The 18,209-nt window shown below is 61.2% G+C and carries 16 protein-coding genes and 2 tRNA genes; 6 read left to right on the forward strand and 12 right to left on the reverse strand.

Annotated features, from left to right (window positions below; translation table 11 throughout):
• Positions 1-54: 54 nt before the first annotated feature.
• Positions 55-2,805 (forward strand): pyruvate dehydrogenase (acetyl-transferring), homodimeric type, encoded by a 2,751-nt coding sequence (gene aceE, locus HMPREF3044_RS05920; protein WP_070739992.1) that lies wholly within the window; start codon positions 55-57, stop codon positions 2,803-2,805.
• On the opposite strand, the gene HMPREF3044_RS05925 is transcribed toward aceE, so the two are convergent.
• Positions 2,802-3,791, reverse strand: a complete 990-nt coding sequence (locus HMPREF3044_RS05925; protein ID WP_070739995.1) for an alpha/beta fold hydrolase — start codon at positions 3,789-3,791, stop codon at positions 2,802-2,804. The two genes, aceE and HMPREF3044_RS05925, sit on opposite strands and share 4 nt — an antisense overlap.
• Positions 3,792-3,853: 62 nt before the next feature.
• Between HMPREF3044_RS05925 and HMPREF3044_RS05930 the strand changes: the two genes are divergently transcribed.
• Positions 3,854-4,081 (forward strand): acyl carrier protein, encoded by a 228-nt coding sequence (locus HMPREF3044_RS05930; protein WP_070739998.1) that lies wholly within the window; start codon positions 3,854-3,856, stop codon positions 4,079-4,081.
• 445 nt (positions 4,082-4,526) lie between these two features.
• On the opposite strand, the gene HMPREF3044_RS05935 is transcribed toward HMPREF3044_RS05930, so the two are convergent.
• The 5 genes from HMPREF3044_RS05935 to HMPREF3044_RS05955 form a co-directional block, all read right to left on the reverse strand.
• On the reverse strand, positions 4,527-4,859 hold the full coding sequence (locus HMPREF3044_RS05935) for a hypothetical protein (protein ID WP_231286030.1): 333 nt from the start codon (positions 4,857-4,859) through the stop codon (positions 4,527-4,529).
• A 173-nt stretch (positions 4,860-5,032) separates the two neighbouring features.
• Positions 5,033-5,821 (reverse strand): serine hydrolase domain-containing protein, encoded by a 789-nt coding sequence (locus tag HMPREF3044_RS05940; RefSeq protein ID WP_005395409.1) that lies wholly within the window; start codon positions 5,819-5,821, stop codon positions 5,033-5,035.
• 2 nt (positions 5,822-5,823) lie between these two features.
• On the reverse strand, positions 5,824-7,143 hold the full coding sequence (locus HMPREF3044_RS05945; protein ID WP_070740001.1) for a dicarboxylate/amino acid:cation symporter: 1,320 nt from the start codon (positions 7,141-7,143) through the stop codon (positions 5,824-5,826).
• Between the two features lie 90 nt (positions 7,144-7,233).
• Positions 7,234-8,007, reverse strand: coding sequence for a trimeric intracellular cation channel family protein (locus HMPREF3044_RS05950; RefSeq protein WP_239170947.1), 774 nt, complete (start codon positions 8,005-8,007; stop codon positions 7,234-7,236).
• Positions 8,008-8,057: 50 nt separating this feature from the next.
• Positions 8,058-8,133 (reverse strand) — tRNA-Asn (locus HMPREF3044_RS05955).
• 114 nt (positions 8,134-8,247) lie between these two features.
• On the opposite strand from HMPREF3044_RS05955, the gene HMPREF3044_RS05960 reads away from it, so the two are divergent.
• Positions 8,248-8,321 (forward strand) — tRNA-Ile (locus HMPREF3044_RS05960).
• Positions 8,322-8,384: 63 nt separating this feature from the next.
• Positions 8,385-8,627: a hypothetical protein gene (locus tag HMPREF3044_RS05965; RefSeq protein WP_034989438.1), complete on the forward strand. Its 243-nt coding sequence runs from the start codon at positions 8,385-8,387 to the stop codon at positions 8,625-8,627.
• Here the strand turns inward: HMPREF3044_RS05965 and HMPREF3044_RS05970 are convergent.
• Positions 8,624-9,865 carry a glutaminase gene (locus HMPREF3044_RS05970; RefSeq protein ID WP_070740004.1) on the reverse strand — a complete coding sequence of 414 codons (1,242 nt, stop codon included), beginning with the start codon at positions 9,863-9,865 and terminating at the stop codon, positions 8,624-8,626. The two genes, HMPREF3044_RS05965 and HMPREF3044_RS05970, sit on opposite strands and share 4 nt — an antisense overlap.
• A 3-nt stretch (positions 9,866-9,868) precedes the next feature.
• A complete protein-coding gene (gene dnaG, locus HMPREF3044_RS05975) occupies positions 9,869-11,746 on the reverse strand; it encodes a DNA primase (RefSeq protein ID WP_070740007.1) in 1,878 nt (625 codons plus the stop codon).
• Here dnaG and HMPREF3044_RS05980 point away from each other — a divergent pair.
• A complete protein-coding gene (locus HMPREF3044_RS05980; protein ID WP_005389313.1) occupies positions 11,745-12,209 on the forward strand; it encodes a guanyl-specific ribonuclease in 465 nt (154 codons plus the stop codon). The two genes, dnaG and HMPREF3044_RS05980, sit on opposite strands and share 2 nt — an antisense overlap.
• Before the next feature lie 93 nt (positions 12,210-12,302).
• On the opposite strand, the gene HMPREF3044_RS05985 is transcribed toward HMPREF3044_RS05980, so the two are convergent.
• Positions 12,303-13,547, reverse strand: coding sequence for a deoxyguanosinetriphosphate triphosphohydrolase (locus HMPREF3044_RS05985; protein ID WP_070740010.1), 1,245 nt, complete (start codon positions 13,545-13,547; stop codon positions 12,303-12,305).
• Positions 13,548-13,589: 42 nt separating this feature from the next.
• Here HMPREF3044_RS05985 and HMPREF3044_RS05990 point away from each other — a divergent pair, with 42 nt between their 5' ends.
• On the forward strand, positions 13,590-15,497 hold the full coding sequence (locus tag HMPREF3044_RS05990) for a TPM domain-containing protein (protein ID WP_070740013.1): 1,908 nt from the start codon (positions 13,590-13,592) through the stop codon (positions 15,495-15,497).
• Positions 15,498-15,545: 48 nt separating this feature from the next.
• On the opposite strand, the gene HMPREF3044_RS05995 is transcribed toward HMPREF3044_RS05990, so the two are convergent.
• Genes HMPREF3044_RS05995 through HMPREF3044_RS06005 form a run of 3 tightly spaced genes read right to left on the reverse strand, consistent with a single transcriptional unit; the run spans position 15,546 to position 17,899 of the window.
• Positions 15,546-15,998 (reverse strand): hypothetical protein, encoded by a 453-nt coding sequence (locus HMPREF3044_RS05995; protein WP_005395405.1) that lies wholly within the window; start codon positions 15,996-15,998, stop codon positions 15,546-15,548.
• 5 nt (positions 15,999-16,003) lie between these two features.
• Entirely contained in the window at positions 16,004-16,498 is a 495-nt protein-coding gene (locus HMPREF3044_RS06000) for a hypothetical protein (protein WP_005389303.1), read from the reverse strand.
• Positions 16,499-16,513: 15 nt separating this feature from the next.
• On the reverse strand, positions 16,514-17,899 hold the full coding sequence (locus HMPREF3044_RS06005; RefSeq protein ID WP_005389302.1) for a glycine--tRNA ligase: 1,386 nt from the start codon (positions 17,897-17,899) through the stop codon (positions 16,514-16,516).
• Positions 17,900-18,209: the final 310 nt, after the last annotated feature.

Consider the following 18,209-nt stretch of genomic DNA (forward strand, 5'->3'; position numbering starts at 1 on the left):
CACGTAAAATTTAAACAAAAGTAATCTTTTTACCCCTAGGAGGAAAAACCCGCCATGGCAGAAAACATGATGGACGATAGTAACTACGTCCTCGTCCGCGACGGCGTCGCCTCGTACCTGCACGACGACGACCCCGAAGAAACGCGCGAATGGCTCGAATCCCTCGACGGTCTCCTGGAAACCAGCGACATGGGTCGCGCCCGCTTCCTCATGCTCAGACTTCTGGAGCGTGCGACGGCAAAGCGCGTCCCGCTGCCCTCGCTGACCTCCACCGACTACGTCAACACCATCCCTACCTCTCTCGAACCAGAATTCCCCGGCGACGAGGACATCGAGAAGGATTACCGCCGCTGGATCCGTTGGAACGCCGCCATCATGGTGCACCGCGCGCAGCGCCCCGGCATCGAGGTCGGCGGGCACATTTCCACCTACGCCGGTGCCTCCCCGCTCTACGAGGTGGGTCTCAACCACTTCTTCCGCGGCAAGGACCACCCCGGCGGAGGAGACCAGATCTTCTTCCAGGGCCACGCCTCCCCCGGCATGTACGCCCGCGCCTTCCTTGAGGGGCGACTGACGGAAGAAAACCTCGATGGTTTCCGCCAGGAAGTCTCCCGCGAAAACGGTGGCCTGCCCAGCTACCCGCACCCGCACGGCATGCCGGAGTTCTGGGAGTTCCCCACAGTGTCTATGGGCCTCGGTCCAATGGATGCCATCTACCAGGCACGCTTTAACAAGTACCTGCACAATCGCGGCATTAAGGACACGTCCGAGCAGCATGTGTGGGCTTTCCTCGGCGACGGCGAGATGGACGAACCCGAGTCCCGTGGCCTCATTCAAACTGCGGCCACCAACCAGCTGGACAACCTCACCTTCGTGATTAACTGCAACCTGCAGCGCCTCGACGGCCCGGTTCGTGGCAACGGGAAGATCATCCAGGAGCTCGAGGCCTTCTTCCGGGGCGCGGGCTGGAACGTGATCAAGGTCATTTGGGGCCGCGAGTGGGATGCACTGTTCGAGGCTGATCCGGACGGCAACCTTGTCAAACTCATGAACCACACCGTGGACGGCGATTACCAGGCGTTCAAGGGCCACGACGGTGCCTACGTCCGCGAGCACTTCTTCGGGGCCACCCCCGAAACCGCGAAGCTCGTGGAAAACATGACCGACGAGGAAATCTGGCACCTCCACCGCGGTGGCCACGATTACCGCAAGATCTACGCCGCCTACCAGAAGGCCCTGGAGACAAAGGGACAGCCCACCGTCATCCTCGCCCACACCATCAAGGGCTACGGCCTTGGCCGTAACTTCGAGGGCAAGAACGCCACCCACCAGATGAAGAAACTGACGCTGGAAGACCTCAAGTACTTCCGCACCAAGCAGCACGTCCCGATCAGCGACGAAGAGCTGGAGAAGAACCCAAAGGAGCCCCCGTACTACAACCCGGGGCCGGATCACCCCTCCATCAAGTACATGCTTGAGCGTCGAAAAGAACTCGGCGGCTTCCTGCCGGAGCGGCGCGGCCACCGCTACGAGCCACTGACCGTCCCCGGACCGGAAACTCTGAAGAAGCACATGAAGGACTCCGGCAAGCAGAAGGTCGCCACCACCATGGCGGTGGTGCGTATCTTCAAGGATCTCATGCGCGACAAGGAGCTCGGTGAGCGTTTCGTGCCGATCATCCCCGATGAGGCCCGCACCTTCGGCATGGACTCCTGGTTCCCCAAGCTGAAGATCTACAACCCACTCGGCCAGCAGTACACGCCGGTGGACGACGACCTCATGCTCAGCTACCGCGAGGCCGTCGACGGCCAGATCATGCACGAGGGCATCAACGAGGCTGGCTCCGTCGCCGAGTTCATCGCCGCCGGCACGGCGTACGCCACCCATGGCGTGGCGATGATCCCGATGTACATCTTCTACTCCATGTTCGGTTTCCAGCGCACCGGCGATTCTATCTGGGCCGCCGGCGACCAGATGGCTCGCGGATTCCTCTTCGGTGCCACCGCCGGTCGCACGACGCTGACCGGTGAGGGCTTGCAGCACCTGGACGGCCACTCCCTCACCCTCGCATCGACAAACCCGGCTGTCGTGTCCTACGATCCGGCGTTTGCCTACGAGCTCGCCTACCTCATCCCCCGTGGGATTGAGCGGATGTACGGCACGGCCGACGGCGAAAACGTGATCTACTACATCACGATTTACAACCAGCCGATCCACCAGCCAGCCGCACCGGACGACCTCGATGTGGAGGGCCTGCACAGGGGCATCTACCTGTACGACAAGGCTACGGGTGACGGCCCCTCCGCGAACCTGTTGGCGTCCGGTGTCGGGATGCAGTCGGCGTTGAAGGCGCGCGACATCCTCCGCGACGACTACGGTGTGAGCCTCAACTTGTTCTCCGTCACCTCCTGGAGCGAGCTTGCCCGCGATGGCCGCGCGAAGGATCGCGTCGCCCTGCGTGATCCGTCCGTGGATCCGGAAAAGGCATTCGTCACCGAGGTGCTGGAAAAGGTTGACGGCCCGTACATCGGCGTTTCCGATTTCGAGTGCGCGGTTCCCGATTCCATCCGCAAGTGGGTGCCCGGCGAGTACACGGTCCTCGGTGCCGACGGCTTCGGCTTCTCGGACACGCGCGAAGGAGCCCGCCGCTACTTCAACATCGATGGCGAGTCCATCACTGTGGCGGTGTTGAGTGCCCTAGCACGGGAAGGAAAAGTCGACCGCGAGGTTGCGGTACAGGCTGCTAAGGACATGAAGATCACTGATGCGACGGCCACCTACCAGGGGGCAACGCAGGACCACTAGTGTTCTGGCGCTGCCTGAGCAGCCTTCACGAGATCCCCGATTGCCGCGTTCACGGCATCGGGGGTTTCTAGTATCAGCATGTGGCCGGCTTTTTTCAGGCGCTTTTCCTGCGCCTGTGGCCACAGCTCCTTGATCCGATCCGCCTGCGATTCGGGGGTGACATCGTCTTTCTTGCCCACGAGGACATACCCGGGGATGCCCTGAAGGGAGCTAGCCGCATCGACCTCGTCGTGGTGCTGAAGATCGTCGAAAAAGCCGACGAAGGTTTCCAGCGGGGTGTTGTCGATCATCGAGGCGTGGAATTCGATGAGGTTGTAGTCGGTGCCGTTGCGCTTGAACACCGTCGCGGACAGGGCCGGCGCGAGGACGGTGGCGAACGCATCCTTGATTTTCTGCGCGTCGCCGGGTGCCAGTTCGACGGACTCCTGCGCTTTATCCGCAAGCGGGGAAGCAAGCACTTGCGGCAGCCCCTGGGACGAAAGCGACTCAATGGAGGAGGCGATGAGCACGAGTCCCACGACATTTTCGGGGTGCTTCTTGATTGCGTTGAGCGCGATGAGGCCACCCATTGAGTGCCCGACGAAGATGATCTTCGACTTGGGGCTGCGTTCGCGGACGAGAGCCAGGATATCGTCGCCGCAGGCCTCGATGGTGAGCTTATCTGCGGGTATCTCCCCGGTCTCACCGTGGCCACGAAGATCCATGAGGAGGCTCTTCACGTTCGGGTACTGATCGCGCAGGTAGTCCGTCTGCATGAAGTAGCTGTCAGCGGCAAGGGTGAAGCCATGAATGAAGACGACTGTCAGGTCTGCGTCTGCCGGACCGATTTCCTTGTACACAAGCTGGAACCCGTCGCGGTCGATTGTCCCCTTGTGGGTGACGCCGACAAGTCCAGGGCGCTCGGTATCGGAGAACTGCTGCGCCTTTTGTTCCTTCCCCTTGATCAGGCGCTTCCATAGGGTACTCACCGAATCGAAGATTTCCACCGTACAATGTCCTTTTGTAGTCACTGGCTTGTCTATTCGATGGGAAAGTATAGGAGGAAACCGTGCCCGATACGAAAAACATCTACGACATCATTGCCGCCGTCGCCGGCCGCGAGGTATCGGCTGAAGAGCCCCTGAGCGACATTGGTGTGGACTCGCTGAGCCTGGTGGAACTTGCCGTCCGGCTCGAAGATGCCACCGGCGTGCGCTCGGATACGGTGGATTTTTCGCGCTTGTCGACGGTCGGTGACCTCGTTTCCTACATCGTACCGTCCCAGCCCGCAGACTGACCCTGTTTTTGTGGATAGCTCGCCTGGAAGAAAGGCGTCTTACTCTCGCAGACATAAGCCACCTGTAACCTTCGGGGCTTGCCTTCCTGCGGGCTATTGACTCCTTCCTGCACGGAGTCACACACTCGCCCTCTACTCCCAAGCACACCACACCATTTACAACGACGACGACCGATACACCACCGGCAAACAAGAAAAACGCGAGGCGCGGGCGGGGCGAACACGGACGAGCAGGACGAGGACGAACGAGCAGGACGAGGACGAACGAGCAGCCAGAAAACCGCCCTACGACGAGCAGATCCACCCCACTGCCAACTACGGGGTCGAATACTCGGAGATCGAATACACAGGAAGGTCCCGTGCGCTTACACAGCTGGACTGGAATAGGCCCGGCTTTCGCGACACACCCCGCCACGGCGGGGCATCTTGCATGTCCTATTTCCTGCTAGTCCACAATCACCATGTCGACGTTGAACCCCCAGGAACACGACAGGTCATCGAGGGCTCGCTTCAGTTCCCCCAGCCCTTCGGGGCTTCCAGTAAGCAGTTGGGAGCATTCGACCATCCGCCGTTGTCCGGGAGCGCGGTGCCACTGCGTGAACCACTCAGCATACAACGGGTCGGAGGAGTAATCCGTAATCTGGGATGGGGCCGGCAGACACCGGACGAGGGCATCTTCGATGAGTCTCCGGGCACGAACAGGAACGGCGGTGAGCCGAAGTGAAGCGGTGGAATCGGTTGCGGGGGCAACGTGCGGGAGGCGGAGTGCGTTAGTCATGGGAAAACCTTTAATCGTCGTCGAAAAGTGAGCGTCTTCCGCGTGACATAAGCGGAGCGCTAAGACGAGGTGCGTCTTCCCCAACGGCCTCGGATTGACACAATTGTCACGCGAATCACTTCCAGCACGCAACCCTCAACAACCACTTAACCCCCCAGTCTTTCAAGGCCAGGTTAAGAGTTTGCCAGCCAGAAGGATTCGTTGGCCTCCATCCACAGCGGCTTCGCCCAATCGCCGAAGGGGCGGTCGGTGAGCACAACAAGGCCCCTGCCGGACACACGATGAACCCACCAGAACGTCCCCGCCTGGCCGAAGTGGCCAACAGTATCCGCGGGCATGGACGGCCCCGTCCAATGCGGATTCTTCTCCCCCTTGATCTCGAACCCCAGGCCCCACGGGCACGGCTTGTAGTTGCCGTAGCCGGGAACGATGCCGTTGAGGTCCGGGAACTGCACAGTAGTCGCCTCTTTGACAGTCGACGGATGCAACACCTGCGGGGAAATGACCTCTTCCGAAAAACGAAGCAGATCCTCCACCGTCGAACGGCCACCGAAGCCGGGATTACCGTAGATCTCCGTATGTTCCATGCCGAGTGGCTCGAAGACCGCCTCGCGGGCGTACTGCCCGAAGGGGATGTCGGTGAGCCGCTCGATTTCCTGGCCCAGCAGCGCGTAGGCCGAGGAAGAGTAAATGCGGCGCTCCCCCACCGGCTTCTGCGGGGTGAGATCATCGTGGGAGAGGCCGGAAGCATGAGCCAGAAGGTGACGGACGGTCGAGTCTTCGGGGCCCAGGGGCGTCGACAAGCTAAAGACACCTTCCTCGACGGCGACGAGCGTGGCGTAAGCCGAAAGGAGTTTCGTCACGCTCGCCAACTCGAAAACGGCGGACGTGTCACCGAAGGAGAAGCCAGATAGCGAGCCGGCGGCGACGGTGTCACAGGGCCAGTCGGAAAAATCGATCATGCCTAAATGTTAGCGCTGATCCTCTGGTCATCGTCCTCGTACACGGCGGTATCGAGGACCTTCTCGCGGCGGGACACGATAAGCGGGACAAGCGCCTGGCCCGTGACGTTCGTAGCCGTGCGCCCCATGTCAATGATGGAATCGACGGCAATGAGGAGGCCCACGCCCTCAAGGGGGAGACCGAGGGTCGACAGCGTCAGTGTGAGCATCACCGTCGCACCCGTCGTGCCCGCAGTTGCAGCAGAACCGATGACGCAGACGAAGGCGATAAGCAGGTAATCCGTGATCGACAACGGGATGCCGTAGAACTGGCTCACGAAGATCGCTGAGATCGTTGGGTAGACCGCAGCGCAGCCATCCATCTTGCTCGTGGCACCAAGCGGCACCGCGAAGGCAGCGTAGGCACGGGGGACACCGAGCGCATCAACCGTCGTACGCTCCGTTACCGGCATGACACCCATGGACGAACGGGTAACAAAACCGAGTGAGGTCAGGGGCCACACCTTGCGGAAGAATTGTGCAACAGACAGCCCATTCGTCTTCAGGACGAGCGGGTAAATCACGAACATGACAAGCGCAAGGCCCACATAGATCGCAATGACGAACATCCCCAAAGATGTCAGAGCATCCCAACCGTATGTTGCGACAGCCTTGCCGATGAGCGCAGCCGTGCCGATCGGTGCAATGCGAATAACCCACCACAGCACCTTCTGGATAACCTCGAGAACGCTGGCCGAGAGCTCGAAGATGGGCTCAGCCTTCTTCCCCACCTGGATCGAGGCGATCCCGAAAGCGATAGACAGGACAAGAATCTGCAGAATGTTGAAATTCAGCGAAACGCCCGAGTCCGTCGCGCGAGCGGAAAGACCCAAGATGTTGCTTGGGACGATGGATTGCAGGAACCCAAGCCACGAGCCCTGCCCCGACGGGGCGGCGGCCGAGGACGCATCCACCGTCGTATTCACGCCCGGTTTCAGGACGAGCGCCACGATCGTGGCGACAACGACGGAGGCAAGGGACGTAATCGCAAACCACAAAAGGGTCTGCCAGGCAAGCCGGGCCGCGTTGGTCACCTGGCGCAGGTTAGCAATAGATGTAAGGACGGCCGTGATAACCAGCGGCGGGATAAGCACCTTCAGGAGGGTGACATACGCCGAGCCGACGGCTGTGAGCGTAGATTCAAGCCACTCAATATCGAAGGAGCGGGAGATGAAGCCCAGGATAAGGCCGATGATGAGACCGTAGATCACCTGGGCGGCGAAGCTGGTAAAGGGATTCGACTTGTGTTGGGTTGGCGAATCCGCAGGTGCGGTTTTGGTCATGTTCTTCCTTCAAGGTGTTTTCGTTGATATGACCCCTTGACACTAGACCGCACCAATCGGTTTAGTCAATATGGACAACTTAGTCTACCGTTACAACTTGGGCTTTTTGCTCCCAGGGAGGATTTCTTTGGTATTTCTCTTCAGCCAGTTAATCCGACGCAGGAGGGGATCCACCTCGCGCACAGTCTTTTGCCCGGCCTTGCGAGTCCACACCATGACGCTGCGCGAACCGGGGACACGGATTTGCGTCGGCATAATCCATCCTCTCCAGTAACTAATGGAGGTGAGGAGCCAACCAACCATGGCGGCAACGATCATGCCAGCTGCCTCATAGCCCAAGTAGTGGAAGCCCACCATCGTGGCGGAGGCAAGGAAGGCGGGGACAGCATAGAGGGTGCGACCCCCGAAGATGGACGGCATTTGGCCGATGGCGATGTCGCGGAGCATGCCGCCGCCGATGGGGGTGATGAAGCCGAGGGCGATGGCGGACTGCCACGGCAGGCCGTAGGTGAGCGCCTTCGTCGATCCCGCAACGGCCCACACTCCGAGGACGAGGGCATCGCCATGGTTTTTGATGCGCACCCACCAGCGCCCCTCAGTATTGATGAACAGGGAGATGAGGCCGCCGATGAGCGCCATCGTCATATAGATGGGCTCAGCAATGGCAACGGGAGGACCGACCTGCATGAGGGTGTCGCGGATCATACCGCCGCCGAGACCGGTGAAGACGGCGAGGAAGAGCGTGCCCATGAAGTCGAGGTCGAGCCTGCGCGCGATGCCGCCGCCGATGATTCCGTTAAGGAGCACCCCGATGAGGTCGAGGGTGGAATAGAGGTTAGTAATCATGGGATCCACAGATGACACAATGGTCCATCATAACGAGATAAAGCCCAGACCGTAAAGGCCTGGGCTTGTGGCTCCTCCAACTGGGCTCGAACCAGTGACCCTTCGATTAACAGTCGAATGCTCTGCCAACTGAGCTATGGAGGAATATTGCTTCCTTGCAACGTGGATAAACTATAACGGGCTACCTACGTTTTGAGCAAATCGCCTGGTAATGGAGCAATTTCAGAGTTAGCGGGGGCGGACTATATACTTTTCTGCGGGGCTATAGCTCAGTCGGTTAGAGCAGCAGACTCATAATCCGTTGGTCCTCGGTTCGAGCCCGAGTAGCCCCACCCTCAGACACCGGGCGGTAACCGCCCGGTGTCTTTTCATTCAGTGGCGGTACAGTAGTGGGCATGATTCAGTTTGTTGTTGGTGCGGCCGCCGGTTACGTCCTTGGCACCAAGGCGGGTAGGAAACGCTTTGATCAGATCAAGCGGGCATACACCGCCGCCGTGAACTCCCCCGTCGCACAGAATGCCGTGAAGGCAGGGCGCACCGCCCTGGCCAACCGCCTCGACCCGAACCCGCGCATGCGTGAGGTAAAAAACCTGCGGACGGAAGATGGGAATCAGATCCTGGAAAAGGATGACGACTAGAGGGTATCCACCTCGTCCATGCGCGTGCCGTCGGAGTAATCCATGTCGGTGATGCGGTTTTCGGGGTCGTAAAGGACAACCTGTGCGCCCTCCTCGCGGATGCGGCGCAGTTGTTCTTTCACAATCTTGCGGCCGATGGCGTTAAAGCCCGTGACGCGGGAGACGTCCAGTATGACGCGCGAGGACGCGGGCGCTTCGCGCAGGAGCGTGCTGGAGATCTCCTCGGCCACCGTGAAGTTGACGTAGCCCTGAAGGGTGATGACGGTCTTGTCGCTTTCCTCGTGGATGGAGCGCACACCGGGCACCCGGTAGTTATTGCCCTGCAGCAGGTGGAGATCCATGTGCCTGCTCATGTAGGCGAAAGCCTCGCGGCCGCGGACGGAGGTGCCCGTGGAGTCCAGTTTGGGGGAGAATGTGGCAATGCCCATGCGTCCCGGCAGCGTGCCCATGAGACCACCGGAGACACCGGATTTGGCAGGGATTCCGACCTTGGTCATCCAGCGCCCGGCGTAGTCATACATGCCTGCCGAGGTCATCACGGATTGGGCAATACGCGCAGCCTCCAGCCCGATGACGCGAGCACCGGTGACGGGCTGGATTCCCCCGCTCGCCAGTGTGGCCGCCATGACCGCGAGGTCGGAGACGGTGACCTCGATGGCGCACTGGTGGACATAGGTGACGACGGCGTCGTGGGGGTCGTCGTCAACGATCCCGAAGGAGTGGAGCATGTGGGCGAGCGCGAAGTTGCGGTCTGCGGTGTCCAGCTCGCTGGTGGCAATCTCCTTGTTGATTGTGAGCGGTCTGCCGGCAAGGGCCGAGAAGAAACCGAGAATCTTTTCAATCCGGTCAGAAACACTCGACCCCGAGCCGTTGATGAGCTGGTTGACGGCGATGGCACCGGCGTTGATCATGGGGTTCATGGGACGGCCATCGGCTTCAAGCGAGAGCTCGTTGAAGGCATCACCGCTTGGCTCCACGCCCACAATCTCGCTGACGGCCTCGAATCCGGATTCCTCCAGCGCGAGCGCATAGGTGAAAGGCTTGGAGATGGACTGAAGGGAGAAGGGGGCGTTGTCGCCTACCTGGTAGCAGCGGCCCGTCGTGGTGCAGATGGCAACGCCCAGACGCGCAGGGTCCACTTTTGCCAGCGCCGGGATGTAATCGGCGACCTCTCCCCCGTCGGTCTCCCGGACGGCGTCGAGGATCAGGTTCAAATAGCGTGGAATGGGTGATTTCATCAGCTAGCGCCCCATTGCCCTGTCGACGAGTTCCTGCCGCACCTGTTCGAGGACGAGGAGGTCGCTAAACATCGCGTTGTAGGCCTCCGGGTCGTCGGACGGGCGCGTCCGTGACAGCGTCGCCTTGAGGTTGGAGATCTGGTTGGCCACCACTCCTTCCTCCAGGCGCGCGAACGCCCCATCCATGTAGGCCTCGAAGTGGTCGGCATCGGTGCGGATTTCCTCTACCGCGAGGGCGGAGACGAGGTTTTTCACGGCCGGGTCGACGATCGCGTCGGTGATCGCGGCGATCCATCCGGCCTTTCCGTCGCCGCCGCTGGCACCGCCGGCGGCGGCGATTCCGTCCCGGATGGTCCGGTAGACGGGGTGGAAGAACCCCTCGGGGTCCAGTTCGTCGAAGGAGGCCCCGGCGAGGTCGGGTGCCTGCAGGGCGATTTTTAAGGATTCGCGCTGGGGCCACAATGCGGGGTCGCGCGGATCGGGCAGCACGGTTGTGGGGGTGGGCTGGGGCGCTGTGCCCCGGGTGGCGGCCTGTGGCGCGGCGGCGGGGCGCCGAGAAGCGTCTTCTACCATGCGGGACAGTTCGTCCTCGTTGAGCCAGCCGACCCACCCGGACAATTGGAGGGCGTACTGGGAACGCAGTGCGGGGTCCCTGATGGCTCCGATCATGGGGACGACACGGCGGACGGCCTGCAGTCGCCCTTCGATGGTGCCCACGTCGTACTGCCCAAGGATGGTTTTCACCACGAATTCGAGCATCGGCATGCGGCGGGCGATGAGGTCACGCAGCGCGACATCGCCCTTGTCTTGGCGGAGCTCGCAGGGATCCATACCGCCGGGGGCGACGGCGACGAAGCTGGAGCCGGAGAATTCCTGGGAGCCTTCGAAGGCGCGCATGGCGGCTTTCTGGCCGGCCTCGTCGCCGTCGAAAGTGTAGATGATTTCGCCGCGGAAGGTGCGGTCATCGAGCATGAGCCGACGGATGAGCTGCAGGTGGTCTTCGCCGAAGGCAGTGCCACAGCTGGCGACGGCCGTGGTGATGCCGGCGGCGTGCATGGCCATGACGTCGGTGTAGCCTTCGACCACGACGCATTGGTGCCCCTGGGCGATATTGCGCTTAGCAAGGTCGATGCCGAATAGCACTTTCGACTTCTTGTACAGCATCGTCTCGGGGGTGTTGAGGTATTTGCCGAGCTTGTCGTCGTCGAAAAGCTTGCGCGCACCGAAGCCGATGACGTCGCCGGCGAGGTTTTTGATCGGCCAGATCAGGCGGCGGTGGAAGCGGTCGATGGGGCCGCGACGCCCCATGGAGGTGACACCAGCCGCCTCCAGCTCCTCTGCGGAAAAGCCCATGCGGAGCAGGTGTTTGGTGAGCGTGTCCCAGCCGCCCGGCGCATATCCGCAGCCGAAGTGACGGGCGTGCTCTGCGGTGAATCCGCGCTCTGTCAGGTACGCACGTGCGCGCTCCGCTTCCGGTTCTTGTAGCTTTTCGACGAAGAATCGGTGGGCCTCTGCGTTAATGGCCACGAGGCGTTGGCGGGTTCCTGCCTTCTCGCGCGTTCCCGTGCCACCCCCCTGGTAGTTAATGTGGTACCCGATCTTATCGGCACAGTATTCAACGGCTTCGGGGAAGGTCAGGTGCTCGAGCTTCATGAGGAAGCTGAAAACATCGCCGCCTTCGCCGGAAGAGAAGTCGTGGAAGTAGCCGTGGTTGGGGCGGACGTGGAAGGACGGGGTCTTTTCGTCTTTGAACGGTGACAGTCCCTTGAGGGAGTCCGCACCCGCCGGCTTGAGCTGAACATACTCCCCCACGATCTCCTCGATGGGGGTGTTTTCCCGGATATAGTCGATATCTTCTTCCGGAATCCGTCCGCGCGCCATGAAACCTCCGATTACAACCAGTTGTTATCCCCACATTACAATAGGCCGGGTGAAGAAGGGCTCGTGGATTCTTGGTCTCCTGGTCGCCGTCGTGGCAGCCTATTTCGGCATCGATCTGACCACGGACGGCAACCAGCATCAGCCGCAGAATTCTCCGTCGGGTGCGATCTGCCCCATCGACAGCCTGCCCAAGGAAGCGCGCACGGTTGCCGATTCGATCGAAAGCGGTGGCCCCTACGCTTTTCCCGGCGATGACAACACGCATTTTGGCAACTACCAAAACCGCCTTCCCAAAGAGAATTCGCAGTATTACCGCGAGTTCACGGTTCCCACGCCGGGGATTGGCCACCGCGGTGAGCGCCGGATCGTCGTCGGCGGCGGGACGAAGACGGACCCGGACACGTGGTATTACACCGGCGACCACTACGACAGCTTCTGCGAGATCCCGGACGCCGAGGACTAGCGGGGCAACGAGCCCTGCCCCCTTCGTATGGCTGCTAACAGGCCACCTGACTGTCAAAGGGGGAAAAACCGTAGAAAATACCGATTAACTCGGTTAGCTGTAGAACGAGTTGTACTCGGCACCCTCGCGGGCGATGCGTTCGAGGCGGGACTCGGTCATGGATGCAATCTGATCGATGATCACGCGGCTGCGCGCCGCGTCCGAATCCGCCTCGGTGAACCACGCTGCAAAGGCCGGGTCTAGGGTGCCCGGTGCCCCTCCGTACAGGTACTCGTACACCATCGCCACGCGCTCCCGCTGGATATCCTGCCGCAAAAGGTGTGCGGGCGACTCCATGACATAGAGGACAGCGAGGGTTTTCAGCAGCCTGATTTCCGCGTCGATGCCGGGCGGTACGACGAGGGTGCCGTGGTGGCGGCCGAGGGGGCTATCCCCGTTGTGCTCACGAGTGGCGGTGATGACGGCGCCGACGAAGCGGCCGACGAGCTCGCTGGTCATCTGTTTGAGGGCGATAAGTGCGGAAAACGAGCCGTCGAAAAGCGAAGCCTCGGCGACCACCGGCAAAGAGCGAAGGCTCGCAGCGGCCTCCACCAACGACTCCGGATCCCCGCCGAACATCGCCGCCCCCTTCTGAGCCAGCGCCGCCAACTCCACCAAGTCACCGAGGACGCGCAGGTCAATGCGCCCGGCGAGGATGCCGTCCTCCACATCGTGAACGGAATAGGCGATGTCATCGGAAGCATCCATGATTTGCGCCTCGACGGACTTCCCCTCTCCCTCGATTCCGTCGCGTACCCACTGGAAGATAGGGAGATCGTCCTCGTAAACACCATATTTCCGCCGCCCCTGGGCCGTCCACGGATACTTGATGGCCGCGTCGAGGGACGCGCGAGAGAGGTTGAGGCCGTGCCCCATGACCTTCGGCTCCAGGCGGGTAAGGATCCGCAGGGTTTGCGCATTGCCCTCGAAGCCACCACAGTCGGCGGCGAGCTCATTGAGCGCCACTTCCCCGTTGTGCCCGAACGGTGGGTGGCCAATGTCATGGCAGAGGCCGGCAAGTTCAGCCAGCGACCCGTCCACGCCGAGTCCTTCCCCGATGCCTCGGGAAATCTGTGCCACCTCCAGCGAGTGGGTGAGGCGCGTGCGCGGAGTATCGCCGTCCCGCGGCCCCACCACCTGTGTCTTGTCCGCGAGTCGGCGCAGGGCCGCGGAGTGCAAGACGCGGGCCCGGTCGCGGGAGAAAACGGACCGGTGATCCGGAGGGGTACCTTTAAGGCCACTGCGCTTGGGGGCCTCTGTGACGTACCGCTCCTGGTCGAACGCGTCGTAGGTGTACATGATAACCGCTAAGTGTACCTGCAAGGCTGTACTCTGGGTGCTATGAAACGCTTAGTAGGAACCGTATTAGCCTCTGCGGCGCTAGCCATCGGCACGCCGCTCGCGGTTGGACTGCCTGCCACTGCGCAGGTGCAGACGCAGCAGCTCACCGACAGGGTGACCGACAATGCCGGCGTGTTGTCTGCCGACGAGAAGGCGACCCTGAACGAGAAATTTAGCAATTTTACCTCCCAGACCGGCCTCGTCCCGTTCTACGTGCTGGAGAAGGACCTCGGCGGGATGAGCGGTGAGCAGGCCGCCACGCAGCTGTTCAAGACGGGTGGTGGCGATAACGTTCTCATCTTCGTCGTCGGGGTTAATGACCGCACCGTCGGCATGAAGTACGGCGCCGATTGGCCGTCGTCGGCTGTCTCCGCGATCCAGTCGGAGGCCACCGGCGCGCTGTCCAGTGGCGATTGGTTCCACGCCGGCGAGGTCCTCGCTGGGAGCTCGTCCGACGGCAATGGCCTGTGGTGGTTGCTCGGCGGCGGTGCCGTGGTCGTCGGTGGTGGCGCGGTGATGGCGAGCCGGGGCAAGAAGAAGCGCCGCGAGGAGACGCAGGCGATGGCCAAGGATGCCCGCGAAATCTCGCCGTCGGATGTGGGCAGACTTTCTAGCTTGCCGACGCCCGTCCTCACCGACCTCGCCTCGGATGTTCTGGTCTCTGCAGACGAGGCAGTCCGGCAGTCGAAGAAGGAGCTCGACCTCGCGCAGGCCGAGTTCGGTGCCGAGCGCACCCGCCCGTTTACCCGCGCCATGAACAACGCCAATACGACGCTGCGCCACGCCTTCGAGCTGCAGGAACGTCTGAACGATTCCATCCCCGAATCCGAGGAAGAGCGGCGCGCAATGCTTGTGGAGATCGTCAGCTCCTGCGGAACAGCCCAGGAGGCGCTCAAGGAGAAGGAGGACGAGTTCCGCTCCATGCGCGACACGATCCTCAACGCCGACAACGTCGTCGCCGATCTGTCGGCCCAAGTCGTTAGCCTCCACCGGCGGCTCCCAGCCGCCCGCGAAACGCTGTCTACGCTCGAGGCCAACCACGGCTCCCAGGCGCTGGCATCGATAGCACAGAACCCGGACTTCGCCGAAGCCGCCTTGGACGAGGCAGAAAAGGCGACCGACGAGGCTCGTGGCATTGCGGATCAGCCCGCCGGTTCCCAAGGTGGGCTCATCGCTGCCATCCGCCGCGCCGAGGAGGCCATTTCGAAGGCCGACGAGCTGCTTACCGCCGTCGAGCACGGCGAGGACAACCTGCGCCTCGCCACGGACAACTTCGTTTCCATCCGCGACGAGGTGGCAGGCGAGATTAGTGAATTGCGGGGGCTCAGCTCCAGCGCGGAGGCAGCGGGGCTCGCGGAAAAGGCCAGCGGTGTTCTCGCAGAGGCTAAAGCCAGCTACGATACCGATCCCCTGTCCGCTTACACGTCTCTTACCTCCATTGATGCAGAGCTTGACACGCTCATCGATACGCTGCGCGAGGTGAAGGCCACCAACGAGCGCAACATGCAGCTTCTTAACCAGACGCTGCGTTCCTCCCAGGCGACGGTGCAGCAGGCAGAAGACTTTATCTCCACCCGCGGGCGTGTCATCGGCTCGCGTGCGCGCACGCTACTTGCGCAGGCGCAGCAGACATTGGCCAAGGCGATGTCCGTGGGACAATCCGACCCGAAGAAGGCACTGCCACTTGCCAGCCAGGCCGGCCAACTCGCGCAGCGTTCGCTGAAGGCGGCGCAGCGAGACTTCGACGATTATCAGAGTTCCATGCGGGCGCGTCGTGGTGGCGGCGGCAGTGACCTGTTCACCGGGCTGTTGCTCGGCTCGATGCTGAACGGCGGCTTCGGCGGAGGCGGCGGCTTCGGCGGAGGCGGCAGCTTCGGCGGAGGCGGCTCCTGGGGCGGTCGCTTTTAGAAACGACTAAGACCACCGCAGCATCGTCTGCGGTGGTCATTTTGTGGATCAGATTCGTGGGCGCCTGACGGTGGCATCGACGAGAACGCACACCCAGGTGAGAAAGACTGCGTCGAGAAGCGGAAGGTCGTCGACACACGGACCGTCGTGAACCTCGACGCGCCCATTGGCGCGGGGCTGGACGTAGGCGTACACATCGCCGCTTGGGCTGGCAATACCGCGCACTTTGCGCCAAGTGGATATCCGTTCCAGGGTGTAGTGCCGCTCCCCGCAGGTAGCGTCCAGGTTGGCTACCGTGAAACCGCGCTGGGAGACGGTGAAGATTTCCCCGTTACTCGTTGTCGCACGGCACTTGAAATGCAGATTGGTAGCCAGGGCCTCAATGAGAATGTTTTGCTCACCCACGTGGATGATATCGGCGCGAACCGATGCCATCTGGGTGCCGAGGGCATCAATGAGGTTGTTGTCCCTCCACACCCAGCTTGGCTCGTTAAACTCCATGCTTTTTAGAGTAATACGATCATGATGCCGAGGACGGTGAGCGCGATGAGCGCACCGGTGGTGATCCCTGTTGTCCGGATCATCGAGGACATCAAGAGTTCTCGGGCGATCCACGACAGGAACGCAGCCTGGTCGGTGGGCAGCTCCTTATCAAAGCTGACGACCGGCTGGCGCACGCCGTGGCGAGCACCCGTGAACTGTCCGACATACTCATCGGCTGGGTCGAGAATGACCCAGTCGGACTTCACCTCGTTATCCAGAATGAAGTCGGCACTACCGGCGTGAACCTCGACGCGGTCTGCTTTAGCTAGCGTTGCCTCGTCTTTGGTGGTAGCAACCCAGTCCGGCGCATCGGTCCGCTTCAGCTCCGTGGAGGTCTTTTCCAGACCCCACTGTGCCTCGCCGACAGTTGCGCTGTTCTCGGTAAATTCGGCTATCTTTTCGTCGCCACGGTACAGCGAAAGCGTGCCTTTGGACGGGGGACGAAATTCCAGTTCCATTCTTACCTTTCTGGTTTAGCAGCCGATGAGGTGCTGAGCGAGGTAGCCTTCCAGCTCGTCGATCTTTACGCGCTCCTGCTGCATCGTGTCACGGTCACGCACGGTAACGGCGTGATCCTCAAGGGAATCGAAGTCTACCGTTACACAGTACGGCGTGCCAATCTCATCCTGACGGCGGTAGCGGCGACCAATGGCACCGGAGGTGTCGTAGTCGACGTTCCAGTAGCCACGCAGTGTCTGGGCGATCTCCTCAGCCAGCGGGGTGAGGGTGTCCTTCTTGGACAGCGGCAGAACGGCGACCTTGACGGGTGCCAGGCGCGGGTCGAGGCGCAGGACGGTACGGGTATCGGTGCCACCCTTCGCGTTCGGCACCTCCTCCTCCGCGTAAGCGTCCACGAGGAAGGCCATCATGGCACGGCCGAGGCCAGCTGCGGGCTCGATAACGTACGGGATGAAGCGCTCGCCAGAGGCCTGGTCGAAGTAGCGGAGATCCTCGCCGGAGTGCTTCATGTGCGTGCCGAGGTCGAAGTCGGTGCGGTTCGCGACACCCTCCAGCTCACCCCACGTGGAGCCCTGGAAGCCGAAGGCGTACTCGATATCCACAGTTCGCTTTGAGTAGTGGGACAGCTTCTCCTTCGGGTGCTCGTACAGGCGCAGGTTCTCCGGATCGATGCCGAGGTCGGTGTACCACTTGTGCCGGGTATCAATCCAGTACTGGTGCCACTTCTCGTCCTCACCAGGCTTGACAAAGAACTCCATCTCCATCTGCTCGAACTCGCGAGTACGGAAAATAAAGTTGCCGGGCGTGATCTCATTGCGGAAGCTCTTACCGATATTGCCGATGCCGAACGGGAGCTTAGCGCGGGACGTCGTGAGTACGTTCTTGAAGTTCACAAAGATGCCCTGGGCTGTCTCGGGACGCAGGTAGTGGAGCCCCTCCTCGTCGTCAACAGGCCCGAGGAATGTCTTCAGCATGCCGGAGAAATCGCGCGGCTCCGTCCAGTTGCCGGGCTGGCCCGTTTCCGGATCGTTGACATCTGCGAGGCCGTTGGGGGCCGGGTGCCCGTGCTTTTCTTCATAGGCTTCCAACAGGTGATCCGCACGGTAACGCTTGTGCGTGTAGAGAGATTCGACCAGCGGGTCATGGAACACCTCGAGGTGGCCCGAGGCAACCCACGTCTCGCGCGGAAGGATGACAGAGGAGTCAATTCCCACGGTATCCGGGCGGGAAGTGATCATCGTGCGCCACCACTGACGCTTGAGGTTTTCCTTCAACTCGACGCCGTACGGGCCGTAGTCCCACGCGGAGCGAGTGCCACCGTAAATCTCACCACACGGGTAAACGAACCCGCGGCGCTTACAGAGGTTAACCACACTGTCTATTACTGACCCTTTAGCCATATTGTTCCCTTCCAAAATTTACGTGTACTCACATAGTACCCGGTAGCACTATCTCACACGGAGACCCCGGTATAACCGGAGATACGAGAGGAAATAAAAGAGCTTACTCATTGGTTGAGATCAGTAGGGGAATAAACCATTTAATAAGTCTCTATGCATATTAGCCCTGTATGGGTGGACTGTCCACTGCGTTTGTTCTGCAGACATATAGACAATAAGGTTTAATGAAAGTGGATAGGGCGGTAACCACCCCTCTTCCTCACCGGAGCGCCAAGGACAATATATAGGACATCACATATCAGTGAATAGC

This window comes from Corynebacterium sp. HMSC073D01 (genome assembly GCF_001815555.1).
In the GTDB taxonomy this organism is placed as follows: Bacteria; Actinomycetota; Actinomycetes; order Mycobacteriales; family Mycobacteriaceae; genus Corynebacterium; species Corynebacterium glucuronolyticum.

What these genes read in the sequence shown, in the direction of transcription:
- aceE (WP_070739992.1), top strand. Translation starts at nt 55, where the DNA reads ATGGCAGAAAACATGATGGACGATAGTAACTACGTCCTCGTCCGCGAC.
- HMPREF3044_RS05935 (WP_231286030.1), bottom strand. Translation starts at nt 4,859, where the DNA reads ATGACTAACGCACTCCGCCTCCCGCACGTTGCCCCCGCAACCGATTCC.
- HMPREF3044_RS05940 (WP_005395409.1), bottom strand. Translation starts at nt 5,821, where the DNA reads ATGATCGATTTTTCCGACTGGCCCTGTGACACCGTCGCCGCCGGCTCG.
- HMPREF3044_RS05945 (WP_070740001.1), bottom strand. Translation starts at nt 7,143, where the DNA reads ATGACCAAAACCGCACCTGCGGATTCGCCAACCCAACACAAGTCGAAT.
- HMPREF3044_RS05965 (WP_034989438.1), top strand. Translation starts at nt 8,385, where the DNA reads ATGATTCAGTTTGTTGTTGGTGCGGCCGCCGGTTACGTCCTTGGCACC.
- HMPREF3044_RS05970 (WP_070740004.1), bottom strand. Translation starts at nt 9,865, where the DNA reads ATGAAATCACCCATTCCACGCTATTTGAACCTGATCCTCGACGCCGTC.
- HMPREF3044_RS05980 (WP_005389313.1), top strand. Translation starts at nt 11,745, where the DNA reads ATGAAACCTCCGATTACAACCAGTTGTTATCCCCACATTACAATAGGC.
- dnaG (WP_070740007.1), bottom strand. Translation starts at nt 11,746, where the DNA reads ATGGCGCGCGGACGGATTCCGGAAGAAGATATCGACTATATCCGGGAA.
- HMPREF3044_RS05985 (WP_070740010.1), bottom strand. Translation starts at nt 13,547, where the DNA reads ATGTACACCTACGACGCGTTCGACCAGGAGCGGTACGTCACAGAGGCC.
- HMPREF3044_RS05990 (WP_070740013.1), top strand. Translation starts at nt 13,590, where the DNA reads ATGAAACGCTTAGTAGGAACCGTATTAGCCTCTGCGGCGCTAGCCATC.
- HMPREF3044_RS05995 (WP_005395405.1), bottom strand. Translation starts at nt 15,998, where the DNA reads ATGGAGTTTAACGAGCCAAGCTGGGTGTGGAGGGACAACAACCTCATT.
- HMPREF3044_RS06000 (WP_005389303.1), bottom strand. Translation starts at nt 16,498, where the DNA reads ATGGAACTGGAATTTCGTCCCCCGTCCAAAGGCACGCTTTCGCTGTAC.
- HMPREF3044_RS06005 (WP_005389302.1), bottom strand. Translation starts at nt 17,899, where the DNA reads ATGGCTAAAGGGTCAGTAATAGACAGTGTGGTTAACCTCTGTAAGCGC.